Source organism: Mycobacterium persicum, from assembly GCF_002086675.1.
GTDB classification, from domain to species: Bacteria; Actinomycetota; Actinomycetes; order Mycobacteriales; family Mycobacteriaceae; genus Mycobacterium; species Mycobacterium persicum.
The window spans coordinates 1-14,945 of sequence record NZ_MVIF01000124.1; the positions used below are offsets into that span (position 1 = coordinate 1).

Here is a 14,945-nt window from a genome sequence, read left to right on the forward strand (position 1 = left end):
TCCACCTGCCGGAAATCCCGGCAATGGTGGCCTCGACGGCGTCAGTGGCGTCAGCGGCCTGCTGTTCGGCAGCCTAGGGTAGCAACCGCCGACGGCGTTTGGCCGCACCGGCGTTCGCCCGGACACCTGGCCCGAAGACGCGGTAAGCGTAAGCCCCGCAACGGTTTTCGGCACCGGCGATGAAGTTGCCGCGGCCTACTCCGCCAGCATGCCTGCCACGTCGTCCTTGATCGCCGCGATCGCGTCGACGGGGGTGAGGTTCTGGCCTTGGCTGTTCTGGCCGAGTTGCGGCCAGCCGGCGCCGTGGGGCCCGCGCAGTTGATCCCAGATCTCGCGGACCTTGGTCAACAGCTCGGCCTGCTCCTCGTCGGTGAGCGCCATCAGCGGTCCTCCGTTCGCTGTGATGCCGCAGGCGGCGGCGAATTGCCGTGGTGTCAGTCCGTCGGCTGAGTTCATGTCGCACCGGCCAAAAGGCGGGCAGCCCTGTGGCAGATTCGGGCTGTAACCCGAGCCGTCGGTGTACTGGTGGGCGACCTGGCCGGGAAGGTGGGGATTGGAGCCATACCCGGCCGCGATCACCCGCAGGCCGGCTGGACGCACCCGCCACATACTCCAGAAGTCATATGCGTTGGCATAGCCGATGATTCGCCTGGGCGAACCGGCGTAATCGGCCAGGTTCCAATACAACTGGTTGATCCACGCCGACCCGTCGCCCGGCGGGTTTCCGCCCGATTCGACGTCGAGCATCAATGCCACCCGCTGGTGCAAGCCGCCTTCGGCGTCGATCATGGCGCGCACGGTATTGGCGTTGGCCTGCCAATTCGGACGGACGTAGGTGTAAACGATCCCCAAGGTCAAACGCCCGCTGTCCAAGGCGGCTCGCATCCAGGCATAGTTGCGCGCGAAGTTGTGATCGCGATAGGTGCCGTCGCAAACCCGAATGGACAGCACCCGATAGGGATATGAGTCGTCAACCGGCACTTGATATTCGGATACGTCGGCGAACAATGTATCAGGCACGGCCCCCTAATCCCCGTCTACCACAAGGCTTGTCGCCCATGGTACAGATCCCGTTCATGGAAGTCGGGCAGGCCGGGCGAGTGTCAGCGGGTATTGTCGCCGTCATGGCTGACCGCCCCGCCACCGTTGGCGACGTGCACCGGATCGCCGCGTCGATGCCACACGTCAACCGGGTGGCCGGGCCGCAGGGCAACCCCATCTACCAGGTGGGCGGCAAGTCGTTCGTGTACTTTCGCACCCCGCGGCCGGACGCGACCGACCCGGACACCGGTGAGCGCTACACCGACGTCATCATCCTGTGGGTGGAGTCCGAGGCCGACAAGCTGGCCCTGACCCAGGATCCGGCGTCACCGTTTTTCACCACCCCCCACTTCGACGGACATTTGTCGGTGCTGGTCCGGGCCGGTCGATTGGCGGAAATCGGCACCACCGAACTGGCCGAACTGATCCAGGACGCCTGGCTGTCACGCGCCTCGAAGCGGCGCGCGGCACAGTGGCTCGATGCCCAACACCGGTAGTTTGCCAGCCCGCGGAAATTCCGACCGCTAATTCGCAGGGGTTCGCTTCGGCGCGATGTTTGAACATGCGTGCAACGGGTATCTCAGGTCTGCGGGATTTTTCTCGACACACAATGGAGGTCACCATGCGTGGGCGCGGAGTTGTCGGGGCGATTGTGCTCGTGTGGTTAATCATCGGAGTCTTCGCGACGTGGCAGCGAGGCTACTTCAAAGGTGAGCAAACAAGTTGCGCTTCAGCGGGAACCGTTGCGGTGACGGTGATCGCGGGCCCCCTGAATTACCTGGGTGTCAACCCGAAAGTAACAAATTGCCATTTGCCGCAGCCCAGCTCAATGCAGCAGGGCGATCACATCCCCTCGATGTAAAGGAAGTCGCCATGATCGTCGTCGGTGCCATCTTGCTCATTCTCGGATTCGTGTTCGGCATCCATTTGCTGACGGTGCTCGGGATCATCTTGCTGGTGATCGGAGCCGTGCTCTGGGCTCTGGGCTCCATGGGGCGCCCGGTCGCCGGCCGGCGGTACTGGTACTAGCGCCCGGCGCCCGACATCGCGTGGCCGCCAGAGCCCACGGTGGCCACGCGATCTTTCACAGCTTGCGCATAGCAACGGCATAGCGTCGGCCTAGTGCGGTGCGGATACTGGGAACCGTGACGAGCCCGCGACCACCGGCCGAGCGGGTCGTCATGTCCCGCGCCGACGGACAACCGATCAGTGTCCTGGTCGTTGACGACGAACCCGTTCTCGCCGAAATGGTTTCGATGGCGTTGCGCTATGAGGGCTGGAATGTCACCACGGCGCAAGACGGCGCATCGGCGATCGCGGCGGCCCGCGCCGCGCGGCCCGACGTCGTCGTACTCGACGTGATGCTGCCCGACATGAGCGGCCTGGAGGTGCTGCACACGTTGCGCCGGGAGAATCCTCGCCTGCCGGTACTGCTGTTGACGGCCAAGGACGCGGTGGAAGACCGCATCGCCGGATTGACCGCAGGCGGCGACGACTACGTCACCAAACCGTTCAGCATCGAGGAGGTCGTGCTGCGGCTGCGCGCGCTGCTGCGGCGCACCGGCGTCACCACCGTCGACAGCGGTGCCCAACTCGTGGTCGGAGATCTGGTGCTCGACGAGGACAGTCACGAGGTGGCCCGCGCCGGCGAACCGATCTCCTTGACCTCCACCGAGTTCGAGCTACTGCGCTTCATGATGCGCAACTCGAAGCGGGTGCTGAGCAAGGCCCAGATCCTGGACCGAGTATGGAGCTACGATTTCGGCGGCCGGTCCAACATCGTCGAGTTGTACATCTCCTACCTGCGCAAAAAGATCGACAACGGTCGCGCACCCATGATCCACACGCTGCGCGGCGCGGGCTATGTCCTCAAACCGGCCGGTTAACGCTCCGCGGGCCTGGTCATTGCGCCTGCGACTGCTGGTCGGACAGGTCGTCGTTCTGGTGCTGGTCTGTATCGGAATCACCGCGGCCACCGAACTGGCCCTGCGCCACCATCTGGTGACGCAGCTCGATGGCCAGCTCGGCGGGGCTTCCTACCGCTCGGCGTTGCTGTACCCCGAGCCGCCGCGCCGGCACGAACCGCGCTACGTGCGGACCGGCCCCGGCCCCAGGTTTCTCGACGCGCCCGGCCAGCCGGCCGGCTTGGTCGCGGCAGTGGTCAGCAACGGCAAGACGATCGACGCCGGCTACCTTACCGGCAGTGGTGCCCGGGCCGCGCTGAGCGACAACGCCCAGGCGCAGCTGGCCGCGATCGCGGGCAGCCGCACGCCGGTGACCCTGAACCTCGACGGCCTGGGTCGCTACCGGGTGGTTGCGGCCCCGAGCCGAAACCGCACCGACGTCATCGTCACCGGCCTGTCGATGTCGGGCATCGACGCCACGATGCTGCGGATGCTGGTCATGTTCGGCATCGTCACCGCGGTCGCGCTGCTCGCCGCCACCACCGCCGGGGCGATGATCATCCGGCGGGCGCTGGCGCCGCTGCGGCGGGTCGCCCAAACCGCGACCGAAGTCGTCGATTTGCCGTTGGACCGGGGCGAAGTCGCATTGCCGGTCCGGGTGTCCGACACCGACGCGAACCCCTACACCGAGGTGGGTCAACTGGGGTCGGCCCTGAACCGGATGCTCGACCATATCGCCGCCGCATTGTCGACGCGGCAGGCCAGCGAAACCCGGGTGCGCCAGTTCGTCGCCGACGCCAGTCACGAGCTGCGCACCCCGCTGGCGGCGATTCGAGGCTATACCGAACTCGCGCAACGCATGAGCGACGACCGGGAAGCGGTGGCTCATGCCATGAGCCGGGTGGCTTCGGAGACCGAGCGGATAACTCGTCTCGTCGAGGACCTGCTGCTACTGGCCCGCCTGGACTCCGGACGGCCGCTGGAACGTGAACCAGTGGACCTTTCGCGCTTGGCGGTTGACGCGGTCAGCGACGCCCACATCGCGGGCCCGGATCACAAGTGGGAGCTGGACTTGCCGCCGGAGCCGGTGGTGGTCACCGGTGACGGCGCACGATTGCACCAGGTGATAGCCAACCTGCTTGCCAACGCCCGCATCCACACCGGTCCCGGCACGGTGGTGACGACCCGATTGACTGTCGAGCCGTCGCACGCCGTGCTGCGGGTGGTCGACAACGGCCCGGGCATTCCGCCACGACTGCAGTCGGAGGTATTCGAGCGGTTCGCTCGCGGGGACAGCTCTCGCTCCCGCAAGGGCGGCAGCACCGGGTTGGGTCTGGCGATCGCATCTGCAGTTGTCAAGGCCCACAACGGGACCATCACCGTCAACAGCTCGCCCGGGCGTACCGAGTTCGCGGTGCGGTTGCCACTCGACGGGTGGCAACCGCCCGCATCGTCACCCTGTTGAATGCCCTGCCCCCGGGGTTAGGGGCAGGTGACGTCGATTTCGAACGGCTTGTTCACCGGCTGCATCGGGTTGGCCATGTCGACGCCGGTCGCGGTGCCGGTGATCTTGTAGGTGCTGCCGCTCTTGCTTGCCTCGGCTTTACCCTGTCCGGTGCCGGAGGTGTATCCGAGGGTCACGCCGTTGACGTTGCCCAGGCCGACCGACTTCACCTCGGGCGGGTTGGCGTCGGTGAGCACGGCGGCGATGCCGGTGGCTGCCCCACCGATCGCGATGTTGACGTTGCCGGCGGCCGTCGTGCAGACGACCGAGCCGGTCACGTGCTGGTCCTGACCGTCGATGATGACCTTCGTTCCCGCGGCCCCGCCGCCACCGCCGGTGCTTGTCGAGGTGGCGCCGCTGGTGGAGCTTCCGCCGCCACTGGTCGATTTGTTGCTCGAACATCCGGAAAGGCCCGCGGCCAGAATAGCCGCTCCGGCTACCGCCACCGTCAGTCCACGCTTCACCTGTGCTCCTTTGCCGTCGTAGCGATCCACTGGCTTTGAGGACCGCCCCGGCAGTATGCAAGCTAACCGGACGAAGGTCTAGGGTCCTAAGCAACTATTTCTATCCTCTATATTTCCTGTTAGTCACTTGAGAGCATCTTCCGGCGACCGTCGCGTTAATGGCAAGGTATTGCCGGTGAACGTCAAACCCCCTTCTGCGGCCATCGAGTCCGCCCATCGCGAATATGTTCCCGCAAGCGATGACACAACTGACTTCGACAATGCCGATCGTGGATTCATTGCGGCATTGTCCCCGTGCGTCATCAAGTCGGCCGACGGCCGTGTGGTTTGGGACAACGACGCGTATTCATTCCTGCGCGGACCCGCGCCGACATCGGTGCATCCCAGCCTGTGGCGGCAATCGAGACTGGCCGCCAAACAAGGCTTGTTCGAAGTGGTGCCGGGTATCTATCAGGTCCGCGGCTTCGATATTTCCAATATCAGCTTCGTCGAAGGCGATACCGGCATCATCGTCATCGATCCGCTGGTGTCCACCGAGGTCGCTGCCGCGGCGCTGGATTTGTATCGCACCCACCGCGGCGGTGACCGCCCCGTCGTCGCGGTGATCTACACCCACAGCCACGTCGATCATTTCGGGGGCGTGCTGGGCGTCACCTCACAGGCCGACGTCGACGCCGGAAAGGTCTCGGTGCTGGCCCCGGAAGGTTTCACCGCGCACGCCGTCCAGGAGAACATCTACGCCGGCGGCGCCATGATGCGTCGCGCCGGCTACATGTATGGCTCCTACTTGCCGCGCGGCCCTCAGGGGCAGGTGGGCTGCGGTCTGGGGCAGACACTTTCGACCGGTGAGGTGTCGCTCATCGTGCCGACCGTCGACGTCAGGCGGACCGGCGAAACACACACCATCGACGGGGTGGAGATCGAATTCCAGATGGCCCCGGGCAGCGAAGCCCCCGCCGAAATGCACTTCTATTTCCCGCGCTTCCGCGCACTGTGCATGGCCGAGAACGCCACCCACAACTTGCACAACCTGCTGACGTTGCGCGGGGCGCTGGTGCGCGATCCGCGTGCCTGGTCGGGGTATCTCACCGAAGCGATCGAGACGTTCGCTGATCGCGCCGACGTCGTGTTCGCCTCACACCACTGGCCAACCTGGGGGCACGACAACATCGTCGGGTACTTGTCGCAGCAACGCGACATGTATTCCTATCTGCACGATCAGACGCTGCGGCTGCTGAACCAGGGGTACACCGGTGTCGAGATCGCCGAAATGTTCCAGATGCCGCCGGCGCTGGAGCGGGCATGGCACACCCACGGCTACTACGGGTCGGTCAGCCACAACGTGAAGGCGATCTACCAGCGCTACATGGGCTGGTTCGACGGCAACCCCGGCCGGTTGTGGCCGTACCCGCCGGAAGCCATCGCCCCCCGTTACGTCGAGGCGATGGGAGGGATCGACCGAGTCGTCGAGCTGGCCGGTAAAGCCGTTGCTGATGGCGACTTCCGCTGGGCGGCAACGCTTCTCGATCATGCGGTGTTCACCGACAGCAACCACGCAGCGGCCCGGCAACTCTACGCCGACACCCTGGAGCAGCTTGCCTACGGTGCGGAGAATGCGACCTGGCGTAACTTCTTTCTGTCCGGGGCGACGGAGCTTCGGGACGGCAACCTCGGCACGTCGGGGCAGGCGCCGTCGCCGACGTTCTTCGACCAGCTGACCCTGGACCAGATCTTCGATGTCGTGGCCATCAGCATCAACGGCCCGCGTGCCTGGGACCTGGACCTCGCGATCGACTTCAGCTTCACCGAGCCAGCGGAAAATTATCGGTTGACCCTGCGCAACGGTGTGCTGATTCATCGCAGGGTCGCCGCCGATCCCGCGACGGCGAACGCGACCGTGACGGTAGGCGACAAGGTTCGGCTGGTTAACGCGGCGCTCGGCGACATCAGTTCACCGGGTTTCGAGGTATCCGGAGACGAGACGGTGCTGCAGACCTTCTTGAGTGTCCTCGATAGGCCCAATCCGGCTTTCAACATCGTCACGCCCTAGCTTCGTCCGGCCGCTGGTGGCGCCGAGTGTGCGCCGGTGGCGTCGAGTGAGCCGTCAGGGCGGTCCGCCGTCGACATTTCCGCCCTACATGCACGCTCGAAGCCGTCATCGCACACTCGATGCGACGGAATGACAACCGGCTCGGTGAGCGCGTGAGACATCCAAGGCTGCGCACGAGGACATCGTCGGCCAGCAGGTCCTTGGCCACCTCGAATTTTCGAGCGAAACCGCTGAAACTCCTGTGGCACAGGTAAAACCGGTATGTCAGGCGACGTCGATGACGACCTTGCCCAGCACCTTGCGATCGGACACGTAGCGCAGGGCCGCGGCGGTGTCGGCCAACGGGAACCGCGCGCCGATGTAGGGCCGGATCTTGCCGGCACCGAATAGCTGCGCCAGCTCGCCGAGGTCACGGTTGGCCTCGGCGGGGTGGTCGCTGGCAAAGGTACGAATCTCCATGCCCCGCAGCGTGATATCTTTCAGCAGCACAAGATTCAGCGGAATCGTCGGGATGGTGCCAGCCGCGTAGCCGAGGGTGACGAACATCCCGCCGCGGGCCAGGCCACGCAATGCCGGCTCCGAGTACCGGCCGCCGACGGGGTCGATCACCACCCGCGCGCTGTCGCCGGTGAGCTCGCGAATGCGCGCCTTCAGATCCTCGCGGTCGTAGTCGACGGTCGCCTGCGCGCCGCGCCGGGCGCACAGCTCCAGCTTCTCCGGGCTGGAGGCCGCCGCCAGCACGCGGGCACCCATGGCGACCGCCAGATCGACGGCGGCCAGACCCACGCCCCCGGCGGCGCCCAATACCACCACCCAATCCCCTTCTGACACTTGCCCAACCGAGCGTAAGGCGTGGTACGCGGTTCGATAGGTGACCCCGAAGGCGGCGGCCGAAGCCAGGTCGGCGTCGTCGGGAACGAGCGTTGCCGACGACGCGTCCAGGAGCGCCCGCTCGGCGAATGCCCCGACGGCGGTGGTCCCGAAAACCCGCTGCCCGGGCACAAATGGCGCCCCCGCGCCGGCGGTCAGCACCTCGCCGGCGAGCTCGCTGCCCGGTGTGAACGGCACCGGGATCCGGATCTGGTATTTGCCGGCGATCAACAGCACGTCGGGAAAGTTGACCGAGGCGGCGTGCACCCGCACCAGGAGCTGGCCGGGTCCCGGGACCGGGTCTGGAAGCTCGCGGACAACCAAGTCCTCGGGCGGACCGTACGCACGGCAGACGACCGCGCGCATCAACCGGCCCCGTTCACAACGAAAGCGAAGAGGGAAGGGCCGGAACGTGATCCACGAGGTCGCCATACTTGGCACGGGCGGCCTCACGGCGCACGTCCAGCATTTCGCTGGGCCGCTCGGCGTCTTCGGCGTCGTAGTTCTTCAGCAGCAGCCGGGCCAGGTTGACCTTGTGCGCTTCGGTGGGCCCGTCGGCCAGGCCGAGCGCCACCCCGCCGAGCAGGACGTTGACCAGCGGCAGCTGATCGGTGGTGCCCAACGCGCCGTGCACCTGGATGGCGCGTAGCCCAATCGATTTGAGCACTTGCGACGCGAGGATCTTGCAGGCGCCGATCTCGGCTCGCGCCGCATGCTCGCCGGCGGTGTCGATCAGCCAGGCCGCATGCAGCACCGCCAGCCGAAACGGCATCAGCTCGGTGTAGGAGTCGGCGATGAACGCCTGCACCAGTTGTTTGTCGGCCAACGAACTCCCCTGGGTAAAGCGGCTTTTCGCCCGGCGTGACATCATCTCGATGGCGCGTTGCGCCATCCCGATCGAGCGCATCGCGTGATGCAACCGGCCACCGGCGAGCCGGGTCTGCAGGATCAGGAAGCCCTGTCCGGGTTCGCCCAGCAGCGCGTCCGGTCCCACCCGCACCCCGTCGTATCGCACCAGGGAATGTCCGGGTTCGTGCGGAAGCGCCCCGACCACATGGTGGTTGGCTTCAACCGTCAACCCATCGGTTCCGGCCGGGACCAGGAATGTCGAGGCGCCCCGATGTACGGGCACATCAGGATCGGTGATCGCCACGACGATAAAGAACGATGCGACGGAGGCGTTGGACGAGAAGTACTTTCGCCCGGTGATCACCCAACCGTCACCGTCGCGGACGGCGCGGGTGGTGAACACCCGCGGGTCGGCGCCGCCTTGGGGTTCGGTCATGGAGAAGCAGGAGAAGATCTCACCGGAAAGCAGGCCTCGCAGGTAGCGGTCCTTCTGCTCCTGGGTGCCGAAGCGCGCGATGATTTCGGCGTTGCCGGTGTCGGGTGCCTGGGTGCCGAACACGATCGGCGCCCACGGGCTGCGGCCCAGGATCTCGTTGATCAGCGTCAGCTTCACCGCGCCGAAGCCCTGCCCGCCCAGTTCTGGACTCAAATGCGGTGCCCACAGGCCCTGGTCGCGAACCTGCTGCTTGAGCGGGTCGACGATCCGCCGTCGTTGGTCGTCGAGTGGCAGGAACTCGCAGCCGGGGAACAGCACTTCGAGGGGTTCCACCTCGTCGCGCACGAATCCGCGAATCCAGTCGAGTTTCTTCTCGAATTCCGGTTCGGTGGAGAAGTCCCAAGGCACGCGAATGCTCCTATCTCTCAGGGGATTCCACCGTCGGCCCGGACAATCGAGCCGGTGGTGAAACTGGACGCGTCGGAGGCGAGAAACAGTGCGGCGCCGACGATCTCGGATGGATTTCCGGCCCTGCGCAACGAAAGATGCCCGAACGGATTCTGGGTTGCCTGCTCCAGATTCCAGGCCTTGCTGATATCGGTCAGAAACGGTCCGGCCATCAGGGTGTTGACCCGCACCGATGGTCCGAACGCCCGGGCGAATCCCTCGGTCATCGCGTTGAGTCCCGCCTTGGCGGCGGCGTAGGGGATGATGTCGGCGCCCGGCCGCAGCGACCCGGTGGAGCTGACGTTGATGATCGACCCGCGCCCGGCCGCCACCATCCGTTCGCCGACGAGTGCCGACAACCGGAACGGCCCTTTGAGGTTGAGGTTGACCACGGCGTCGAACAGCTTCTCGGTGACGTCGGTGAGCTTGTCGTACAGCGGTGACATGCCGGCGTTGTTGATCAGCGTGTCGACCTTGCCGAACCGGTCGTAGGCCGCCGCGACCAGCCCGTCGAGCTGGTCCCAGCGGCCCACATGCACCTGGTAAGCCATCGCGGCGCGCCCGGTCTCGGCCTCGATCTTGGTGGCGGTGGCCACGCAGTTGTCCAGGTTGCGGCTGGCGATCACCACGTCGGCACCGCAGCGGGCGAGCGCGAAAGCCATTTCGCGGCCCAATCCGCGGCTGCCGCCGGTGATCAGCGCCACCTGCCCGGTGAGGTCGAAAAGCTGCTCCGCATAACCCATTTCAGCGAGCCCCGGCGAGTTCGGCCGCGGTGGCGATGAGCTGGGGCACCATCGTCGCGAAGGTTTGGTTGAGCGTGGTGTCGACCTGCCCCGCGCGGACCCCCGCCGCGTACGTCTTCTCCAGCACGATCCCCAGTTTCCAGTTGGCCAGCACCAGGTAGTAGTCGATGCTCTCGGTGGACAGTCCGCTGATCGCCTCGTAGTGCGCCAGCAATTCACCGCGTCTGGGCATGCCGCGCATGTCGAGATAGAAGCCATCGGCGCGCGGCTCGTCGCCGTCATAACCCAGTAGCGCCCACGCCAGGTCCAGCAGCGGATCACCCACCGTCGTCATCTCCCAATCGACGATCGCAGCCAGCCGGGCCGGCGCCCCGTGCGCGAACATGACGTTGGCGAATTGATAGTCCCCGTGCATGATGCCCGGCGTGTAGTGCGCGGGGCGGTTGCGGCGCAGCCAGTCGGCGGCCTGCTGCAGGCCGGGTAATTCGCGCACCTGATAGGCGGCCAGGAAACCCAGCCAGCGATCGACCTGCCGTTCATGGAAACCGTCCGGACGGCCGAACCCGTCGAGACCTTGGGCGCGCCAGTCCACTCGCCCCAGCTTGGCGGCACCCTCGACCAGCTGGAACGCCAGCCCGCGCCGGGCGTCCAGGTCGGTGTCGAACGGCGCCTGCCACCCACCGTCCATGGGACTCCAGCCGTCGACGGCCGCCATCACGTAGAACGGCTTGCCCAGCACCGAACCGGTCTCGTCGGCGCCGATCAACTCGGCATGCGGCACGTCGGTGCCCGACAACGCCCGCACCAGCCGGATTTCCCGCAGTAACCCGTCGACCCGGCCCGCGTCCGCCCGGGGGCCGGGCATCCGCAGCACCCTGCGTTGATCGCCGCGCCGAATCAGGTACAGCGTGTTCTGGGACCCGCCGCTCAGCTGCTCGAGTTCCGGCTCCGCACCGCCGCCCGGTGCGCCATTTACGTCGAGCCAACGACCGATCACGCCCGCGTCCAGCTGCGTTCCGCTGACAGTCGTCATGGGCCGCACACCCGCTCTCGGCTCGGAGAATTACATTCTCAAGCGGCATCGTAGCGCCGGGCAGGCCGCGTGTAAGGCTTGGCCCATGCAACTGCTTCTGGTCCGGCATGCGTTGCCGCTGCGCAGCGAACACGGCGAAGGTTCGGATCCGGACCTGTCGGACACCGGCATAGCCCAGGTGGCGCGACTACCCGAGGCGCTGGCCAGGTTCCCCATCTCGCGGGTGGTGAGCAGCCCACAGCGCCGCGCCATCCAGACCGCCGAGCCGGTCGCGGCGGCGCTTGACCTGTCGGTCGACATCGACGACCGATTCGCCGAATATGATCGCGACCTTCCGCTGTACATCCCGGTCGAACAGATCCGTGCGGAAAACCCACAGGAATGGGCGCGGATGGCTCAGGGGCAGCTGCCCAGTGCCGTCGACGAAGATGCCTTCCGCGCGCGGGTCCGCGCGGCCGTCGACGACGTCGTCGTCTCCGCCGATCCGGACGAGACCGTCGCGGCGTTCAGCCACGGCGGGGTGATCAACGTGGTGCTGCACGAGATCCTGGGAACGGCACGCCTGTTGTCATTCCCCATCGACTACGCCTCGGTGACCCGGCTGTTGTTCTCCCGATCTGGTCAGGCGACGGTGGTGACGGTCAATGCGACCGAACATGTGTGGGACCTATTGCCCCGGAACCGGCGCCTGCTCGGCGATGATGCAGGCCGTGCGGGGCCGGGCAATCAGCGGTGGTAAACAAGTTCGGTGACTTCGGATCACGGACTCGACGGCCTCGACCTGGCCGCACTGGACGGATATCTGCGTTCGCTCGGCGCCGAGCGCGCCGGTGAGTTACGCGGTGAGTTGATCTCCGGCGGCCGCTCCAACCTCACCTTCCGGGTCTGCGACGATGCGACGAGTTGGCTGGTGCGGCGCCCTCCGCTGCACGGGCTGACGCCGTCGGCCCACGATATGGTCCGCGAGTACCGGGTCGTTGCGGCACTGCAGGACACACCGGTGCCGGTGGCGCGCACCATCGCGCTGTGCCGGGACGACTCGGTGCTGGGCGCCCCGTTTCAGATCGTCGAATTCGTGGCCGGGCAGGTGGTGCGCCGGCGCGCTCAGCTCGAAGCGTTCGGCAGTCGCGTCATCGACCGCTGCGTCGACGCACTGATCCGGGTGCTGGTCGACTTGCACAGCGTCGACCCGAATGCGGTCGGGCTCGGCGATTTCGGTAGACCCGACGGCTACCTGGAACGGCAGGTGCGCCGCTGGGGTTCGCAATGGGACCTGGTGCGCCTGCCCGACGACCGCCGCGACAACGACGTCGCCAGGCTGCATTCGGCTCTGCAGCAAGCGATTCCGAAGCAAAGCCGAACCTCGATCGTGCACGGTGACTACCGGATCGACAACACCATTCTGGACGCCGACGACCCGACGACGGTGCGCGCGGTGGTGGACTGGGAACTCTCGACGTTGGGGGACCCGCTGTCCGACGCGGCCCTGATGTGCGTCTACCGCGACCCCGCGCTGGATCTGATCGTCAACGCGCAGGCTGCCTGGACATCGCCGCTGCTGCCGACCGCCGACGAACTGGCCGACCGGTATTCGTTGGTCTCCGGGATGTCGCTGGGGCATTGGGAGTTCTACATGGCGCTGGGCTACTTCAAGCTGGCCATCATCGCGGCCGGCATCGATTTCCGCAGGCGCATGTCAGAGCTCGCCGGCGGCCAAGCCGATTCCGTCGACGACGCGCCCGACGTGGTGTCGCCGCTGATCTCGCGCGGCCTGGCCGAGATCACCAAGCCGATGGTGTAATTCAGGGCCTCAGTTCAGCATGGACCGCTGGGAATGCCGCGACTGGGCGAGGTTTCCTGGGGGGGCATGACTTGCGGATACGGCACCTTGTAGGGAATTGCTACCGAGGGTAGTTCAAGTGTTCCTCCCAATATGGCGTTGGGGACACACTGCGGCAGCGCCTTGAGCGCTTGCAGGCCAGGACGGCCCAAATTGGGTCTAGACGGGTTCGGCGGGATGGCGAAGTTGAAGGTCGAAGTCATATCCCCGGTGACGCTTCGCCGCCAAGGGGTCAGGTTCGGCACCGGCACGCCAAAACGCGTTTCGAGCAATCGCAGTTGTGAGGTGTGGTCGAACGTATCGTGGACCATGAGGCCGCTGCGGCTGTAAGGAGAGATGACCATGCATGGCACGCGGTAGCCCAAACCGATCGGCCCTCGTATGCCGCCGGATCCGTCGACTTTGTTGATGTCGACACTGTTGGATATCCATTCACCGGGTGTACCCGCCGGCGCGGTGGGCGGTACTACATGGTCGAAGAAAGTGCCGCATTCGTCATAGCTGACGATCAGCGCGGTCTTTTCCCAAACCGCCGGATTTGACAGCAATATATCGCCACAGCGCCCGCCGACACGGGTAACGAGGGATGCTCGGAGAACACATATCCAGGAACCAGCCAGGAAACGTTGGGCAGCTTATTTTCTAGTACGTCGACTGCGAAGTCTATAGGGTAGGCGGGTGCGATCCCGTAGCGAGCTAAATCCGACCTGGGGTCCTGAGCCTGCTTGAAGGATTTGACCCAGCCTTGGATACCAATGCTCACTTCGTTGAGGGGCCCCTTGTTCTGATATACCTTCCAGCTCACCCCGGCGGCGCTGAGATTCTGCGGCATAATGGTCCAGCTGAACTTGCCCACCGGCAGGAATATGGGGTCCGCTAATACCGGCCCGCCCTGCGTGCCATCGGGGTCAATGGTTGCGCTGATCCAGTACAGCCGGTTGGGCGTGGTTCCGGTCAGCATCGAGCTGAAATAGCCATCACAAATTGTGAAGCTTCAGGGGTATTCGGGCTCCGGCCGGCGCCACACGTCGGAAACATAGCTATTTGCAGGTGCGTCCAGGCGGCTTTAGTCACTCAACGCGGCTGTTCCCGAATTTGCCGAAATAGCTGTGAAGCCGTGGTTAAGTGAAGGACGTTGACCACAGTGAGGAGAGCAAATGCCGCACGTGATCGCGTCGCTAGAGATGTTGACGGCGGCCGCAACGGATGTGGCCGGTGTAGGGGCGGCGATCAGTGCGGCCAATGCCGCAGCCGCCGGCCCGACGATGGGGTTAATGGCCGCCGCCGCGGATGAGGTGTCGGCGGCCATCGCGGCATTGTTTTCTGACCACGCGCTGCAGTATCAAGCCCTGAGCGCTCAGGCGGCGGCGTTGCATGACCGGTTCGTGCTGGCGCTGACCGGTGCTGCGGGTGCGTATGCGGCCGCCGAGGCGGCTAACGCTTCGCCGCTGCAGACCCTCGGGCAAGGCACGCTGGCTGCCCTCAATACGCCCGCTGCCGCTGTGTTCGGGCGCCCCTTGATCGGTAACGGCGCCAACGGAGCGCCGGGGAGCGGAGAGGCCGGTGGACCAGGTGGGTTGTTGTTTGGCAACGGCGGCAACGGGGGTTCAGGTTCGCCCGGGAAGGCCGGGGGTGCCGGTGGGTCCGCCGGACTGTTCGGCAACGGTGGGGCCGGTGGCGCCGGCGGTGCCGGCGCGTCAGGCGGCAATGGCGGTACCGGTGGGTGGCTGTGGGGTAGCGGCGGGGCCGGGGGGGCGGGGGGGG

15 protein-coding genes and 1 pseudogene are annotated in these 14,945 nt (G+C 65.9%); 9 read left to right on the forward strand and 7 right to left on the reverse strand.

The annotated features are described in order from the left end of the window. Nucleotides 1-195: 195 nt before the first annotated feature. Nucleotides 196-1,020, reverse strand: a complete 825-nt coding sequence (locus tag BST40_RS24945) for a glycoside hydrolase family 25 domain-containing protein (protein ID WP_083156074.1) — start codon at nucleotides 1,018-1,020, stop codon at nucleotides 196-198. 104 nt (nucleotides 1,021-1,124) lie between these two features. Here BST40_RS24945 and BST40_RS24950 point away from each other — a divergent pair, with 104 nt between their 5' ends. From BST40_RS24950 to BST40_RS24965, 5 genes are all read left to right on the forward strand, one after another. Then, nucleotides 1,125-1,538 (forward strand): MmcQ/YjbR family DNA-binding protein, encoded by a 414-nt coding sequence (locus BST40_RS24950; protein ID WP_075549677.1) that lies wholly within the window; start codon nucleotides 1,125-1,127, stop codon nucleotides 1,536-1,538. Nucleotides 1,539-1,651: 113 nt separating this feature from the next. Further along, nucleotides 1,652-1,903 (forward strand): hypothetical protein, encoded by a 252-nt coding sequence (locus BST40_RS24955; protein ID WP_075549668.1) that lies wholly within the window; start codon nucleotides 1,652-1,654, stop codon nucleotides 1,901-1,903. Nucleotides 1,904-1,914: 11 nt separating this feature from the next. Beyond that, the gene (locus tag BST40_RS30940; protein WP_023368814.1) at nucleotides 1,915-2,070 is read left to right on the forward strand and encodes a DUF6131 family protein; all 156 of its coding nucleotides are present in this window, start codon (nucleotides 1,915-1,917) and stop codon (nucleotides 2,068-2,070) included. A gap of 152 nt (nucleotides 2,071-2,222) precedes the next feature. Further along, the gene (locus BST40_RS24960) at nucleotides 2,223-2,927 is read left to right on the forward strand and encodes a response regulator transcription factor (RefSeq protein WP_075549678.1); all 705 of its coding nucleotides are present in this window, start codon (nucleotides 2,223-2,225) and stop codon (nucleotides 2,925-2,927) included. After that, on the forward strand, nucleotides 2,905-4,410 hold the full coding sequence (locus tag BST40_RS24965; RefSeq protein WP_083156076.1) for a sensor histidine kinase: 1,506 nt from the start codon (nucleotides 2,905-2,907) through the stop codon (nucleotides 4,408-4,410). The genes BST40_RS24960 and BST40_RS24965 overlap by 23 nt, the downstream gene beginning before the upstream one ends. Nucleotides 4,411-4,427: 17 nt before the next feature. Here the strand turns inward: BST40_RS24965 and BST40_RS24970 are convergent, their stop codons facing one another. Beyond that, nucleotides 4,428-4,913 (reverse strand): lipoprotein LpqH, encoded by a 486-nt coding sequence (locus BST40_RS24970; protein WP_075549679.1) that lies wholly within the window; start codon nucleotides 4,911-4,913, stop codon nucleotides 4,428-4,430. Between the two features lie 169 nt (nucleotides 4,914-5,082). Between BST40_RS24970 and BST40_RS24975 the strand changes: the two genes are divergently transcribed. After that, nucleotides 5,083-6,963 carry an alkyl/aryl-sulfatase gene (locus BST40_RS24975; RefSeq protein WP_075549670.1) on the forward strand — a complete coding sequence of 627 codons (1,881 nt, stop codon included), beginning with the start codon at nucleotides 5,083-5,085 and terminating at the stop codon, nucleotides 6,961-6,963. Nucleotides 6,964-7,227: 264 nt separating this feature from the next. On the opposite strand, the gene BST40_RS24980 is transcribed toward BST40_RS24975, so the two are convergent. The 4 genes from BST40_RS24980 to BST40_RS24995 are packed head-to-tail and all read right to left on the reverse strand — an operon-like array spanning nucleotide 7,228 to nucleotide 11,341. After that, nucleotides 7,228-8,199, reverse strand: coding sequence for an NADPH:quinone oxidoreductase family protein (locus BST40_RS24980; protein ID WP_075549671.1), 972 nt, complete (start codon nucleotides 8,197-8,199; stop codon nucleotides 7,228-7,230). Between the two features lie 13 nt (nucleotides 8,200-8,212). Then, the gene (locus BST40_RS24985; protein ID WP_083156078.1) at nucleotides 8,213-9,526 is read right to left on the reverse strand and encodes an acyl-CoA dehydrogenase family protein; all 1,314 of its coding nucleotides are present in this window, start codon (nucleotides 9,524-9,526) and stop codon (nucleotides 8,213-8,215) included. 17 nt (nucleotides 9,527-9,543) lie between these two features. Then, nucleotides 9,544-10,308, reverse strand: coding sequence for an SDR family NAD(P)-dependent oxidoreductase (locus BST40_RS24990; protein WP_083156080.1), 765 nt, complete (start codon nucleotides 10,306-10,308; stop codon nucleotides 9,544-9,546). A gap of 1 nt (nucleotide 10,309) precedes the next feature. Continuing rightward, entirely contained in the window at nucleotides 10,310-11,341 is a 1,032-nt protein-coding gene (locus tag BST40_RS24995; RefSeq protein ID WP_075549674.1) for a phosphotransferase family protein, read from the reverse strand. 85 nt (nucleotides 11,342-11,426) lie between these two features. Here BST40_RS24995 and BST40_RS25000 point away from each other — a divergent pair, with 85 nt between their 5' ends. Both BST40_RS25000 and BST40_RS25005 read left to right on the forward strand, forming a co-directional pair. Next, entirely contained in the window at nucleotides 11,427-12,080 is a 654-nt protein-coding gene (locus BST40_RS25000; RefSeq protein WP_075549675.1) for a histidine phosphatase family protein, read from the forward strand. 9 nt (nucleotides 12,081-12,089) lie between these two features. After that, on the forward strand, nucleotides 12,090-13,142 hold the full coding sequence (locus tag BST40_RS25005; RefSeq protein ID WP_075549676.1) for a phosphotransferase family protein: 1,053 nt from the start codon (nucleotides 12,090-12,092) through the stop codon (nucleotides 13,140-13,142). Between the two features lie 14 nt (nucleotides 13,143-13,156). Here BST40_RS25005 and BST40_RS25010 read toward each other — a convergent pair. Then, nucleotides 13,157-14,175 (reverse strand): annotated as a pseudogene (locus BST40_RS25010) (phospholipase C); the annotation flags it as partial. Nucleotides 14,176-14,338: 163 nt separating this feature from the next. On the opposite strand from BST40_RS25010, the gene BST40_RS25015 reads away from it, so the two are divergent. Next, nucleotides 14,339-14,945 (forward strand): PE family protein (locus BST40_RS25015; RefSeq protein WP_142276805.1); only part of this gene is annotated, 607 nt, incomplete at its 3' end.

What these genes read in the sequence shown, in the direction of transcription:
- BST40_RS24955 (WP_075549668.1), top strand. Translation starts at nt 1,652, where the DNA reads ATGGAGGTCACCATGCGTGGGCGCGGAGTTGTCGGGGCGATTGTGCTC.
- BST40_RS24995 (WP_075549674.1), bottom strand. Translation starts at nt 11,341, where the DNA reads ATGACGACTGTCAGCGGAACGCAGCTGGACGCGGGCGTGATCGGTCGT.
- BST40_RS25000 (WP_075549675.1), top strand. Translation starts at nt 11,427, where the DNA reads ATGCAACTGCTTCTGGTCCGGCATGCGTTGCCGCTGCGCAGCGAACAC.
- BST40_RS24980 (WP_075549671.1), bottom strand. Translation starts at nt 8,199, where the DNA reads ATGCGCGCGGTCGTCTGCCGTGCGTACGGTCCGCCCGAGGACTTGGTT.
- BST40_RS24990 (WP_083156080.1), bottom strand. Translation starts at nt 10,308, where the DNA reads ATGGGTTATGCGGAGCAGCTTTTCGACCTCACCGGGCAGGTGGCGCTG.
- BST40_RS24965 (WP_083156076.1), top strand. Translation starts at nt 2,905, where the DNA reads ATGTCCTCAAACCGGCCGGTTAACGCTCCGCGGGCCTGGTCATTGCGC.
- BST40_RS24950 (WP_075549677.1), top strand. Translation starts at nt 1,125, where the DNA reads ATGGCTGACCGCCCCGCCACCGTTGGCGACGTGCACCGGATCGCCGCG.
- BST40_RS30940 (WP_023368814.1), top strand. Translation starts at nt 1,915, where the DNA reads ATGATCGTCGTCGGTGCCATCTTGCTCATTCTCGGATTCGTGTTCGGC.
- BST40_RS24960 (WP_075549678.1), top strand. Translation starts at nt 2,223, where the DNA reads ATGTCCCGCGCCGACGGACAACCGATCAGTGTCCTGGTCGTTGACGAC.